The following is a 2,527-nucleotide window of genomic DNA, read 5'->3' as shown; positions in this document are numbered from 1 at the left end:
CGCACCGGCGCGAACGGGGCCCCGAGGCCCCCGGCCGACGGGCCGTCGTCGTGGAGGTCGGTGGCGGACTCGTCGCCCGCGCCCTGCTCGGCCAGGTCGGCCCGGCGGGCGCGGGCACGGCGCCCGCCCAGCACGAGCAGCAGGGCCCCGCCGAGCACCAGCACGGCGCCCACCCCGACGCCGGGCCACAGGTAGGGCGTGGTGACGGCGCGCGGCCAGCTGAGCTCCAGGGTCGGCGCCTTCGCACCCTCGCCGACACCGGCGGCGAGGAGCGTCCAGCGGCCGGGGCGGTCGCTCCAGCGCAGCGTGACGCTGTTCTCGTCGGAGGCCTCGGCCACCCACATGTCCGACCCGGCCGGGTCGGCGCCGGACTTCGGCGCCTCCTCGGTCTCGGCGTCGGGGTCGGCGGGCTCGCCCGCCGCGACGGAGAGGTTCTCCCAGTCGCTCAGGCCCGTCACGCGCGAGTAGGGGTCGTTGCCGACCCACCCCGCGACGTCGACGTCCCGACCGACGGCGAGCGTGACCTTCTGACCCTCGGGGACGGACGCGCTCACGGTGACGTCGCCACCGACGAGGCCGAGGACACCGGGGTCGGTGACGACGAACGTGCCGTCACCGGTCGGCTTGGCCGTGGCGACCACCGTGTCGGTGTCGCGCCAGACCGTGGCCGAGGCGACACCGAGCGCGGCGGCAGCCAGTCCGACCAGGACCAGGACACCGCCCAGAATGCGTTGCAGCACCGAGCTTTCCCTTCGACGTGGACAGTCCAGCATAGGGACGGCGCGGAGGGCTCCGTCCACGTGGCCGCCCTGGCAGGGTGCGGTTCACGAACCCTTCACGACTCGCGTACGACGGACGCGCCCTGGCTCCTGCGCGTCGTCACGACCCGTGGAACACTGCCGGGGCGACGCCGTCGCGCCGCACCGACCCGGCGTGGGAGGATGTCCGACTCGTCCCGCGAGGGCCAGAATGTCCCGAGTATCGGCGCCCTGCCCCCGCCACTATCCTGGCGACGCCGGGGCACCCACCATGTACGGAGGTCTGCACGTGTCCGACGAGCGCACGCTCTTCCCGATCACCATGCGCGGTTACGACCGCGCGCAGGTGGACGGTCACATCGCCCGACTCGAGCAGGCGCTCGAGGAGGCCCGCCGGAACGTCGAGAGCACCGACGCGCGCGCCATGCAGATCTCCTCGGAGCTCGCGCTGGTGCAGCGCCAGCTGCGGGAGAACGAGAAGCCCTCCTACGCCGGGCTCGGCTCGCGCGTCGAGCGGCTCCTGCGGTCCGCGGAGGAGCAGTCCACCGAGGTGCTCACTCAGGCGAACCAGCAGGCCGCCGACATCATGGCGCGGGCCAAGCTGTCCGCGGGCCAGGTCCGCGCCCGCGCGGAGTCCGAGGCCTCCGAGCTGCTCGGCAGCGCGCGTCGCGAGGCCGAGGAGATCCGGTCCACCACGGCCGCCGAGGCGGAGGGCACGCTGCTCGCCGCCCAGCGCCGCGCCGAGGAGCTCGTCGGCTCGGCCGAGCGCGAGGCCGCCCTCATCACCAGCACGCTGTCCGCGGAGGAGAGCGAGCGCCGCGCCACCCTCGAGCGCGAGATCGGCGTCCAGCGCTCCACCGCGGAGCGCGAGACCACCGAGCTGCGCGTCGCCGCCGAGCGCGACACCGCGCAGCAGCGGGCGCAGGCCGCCGCCGAGGCCGCCGCGCAGCGCGAGGAGGCGGACCGCGAGTCGACCGACCTCCTGGAGCGCACCCGCCGGGAGGCCGCCCGCATCATCGCCGAGGCCAAGCACCAGGCCGCCGAGGCGTCCGACGCCGTGACGACCGAGCTCGAGCAGCTGCGCGAGCAGGCCCGTGCCGCGCTGGCCGACGCCGAGCTGGAGATCGCGCAGCGCCGGGAGCAGGTGGAGCACGAGGCCGCCGCGCGCCACGAGACCGCCCGCCAGGAGACGGACCTGCTCGTCCGCGCCGCCGAGGAGCACGCGGCGGAGGCCGAGCAGCGGGTCGCCATGGCCCTGCAGCAGGCGGAGAAGGTCCGCGCGGAGTCGGACGCCTACGTGAAGTCCCTCGTCGCGGACGCCCGCCGCACCGCGGACGGGATCGTCGCCGAGGCGCGGGAGTTCACCGAGACGATGGTCAACGACGCGCGCGTCGAGGCGGAGACCCACCGCTCCACGGCCGCCCGCCAGCTCGAGGACCTCACCCGCCGGCACGACTCGATCAACTCCTACCTCGAGGAGCTGCGCGGCCTGCTTGGCGCCGAGAAGGTCGAGACCCCGGCCGGTCAGGGCCAGCCCGTCACCGTCCTGCAGGCGCCCGTCCCGGCTCCCCCGGCTCCCCCGGCGCCGCAGGCGGAGAAGGCCGCCGAGCCCGCCGACGTCGAGCCCGGGGCCGACGACCAGCCGGACGCCGCCGGGCCCGAGGACGCCTCCTCCGACCAGGACTCCGCGGAGCCCGGGGACGTCGCCGCGCCCGAGGACGCCACGGACGAGCCCGAGGCGGCGGGCGCCGAGAAGGAGTCCCCGGCAC

At 75.9% G+C, this 2,527-nt stretch carries 1 protein-coding gene and 1 pseudogene; one reads left to right on the top strand and one right to left on the bottom strand.

Going from position 1 to position 2,527, the window contains the following annotated elements; translation table 11 throughout:
- Nucleotides 1-740 (bottom strand): annotated as a pseudogene (locus ACFWEK_RS20725) (hypothetical protein); the annotation flags it as partial.
- Nucleotides 741-1,047: 307 nt separating this feature from the next.
- Here ACFWEK_RS20725 and ACFWEK_RS20720 point away from each other — a divergent pair.
- Nucleotides 1,048-2,527, top strand: a 1,480-nt coding sequence (locus ACFWEK_RS20720) for a hypothetical protein (RefSeq protein WP_430555261.1), incomplete at its 3' end; no start/stop codon positions are given.

The organism is Isoptericola sp. NPDC060257, from assembly GCF_042726645.1.
GTDB classification, from domain to species: domain Bacteria; phylum Actinomycetota; class Actinomycetes; order Actinomycetales; family Cellulomonadaceae; genus Isoptericola; species Isoptericola nanjingensis.
This window is presented reverse-complemented; position numbering and strand designations above follow the sequence as displayed.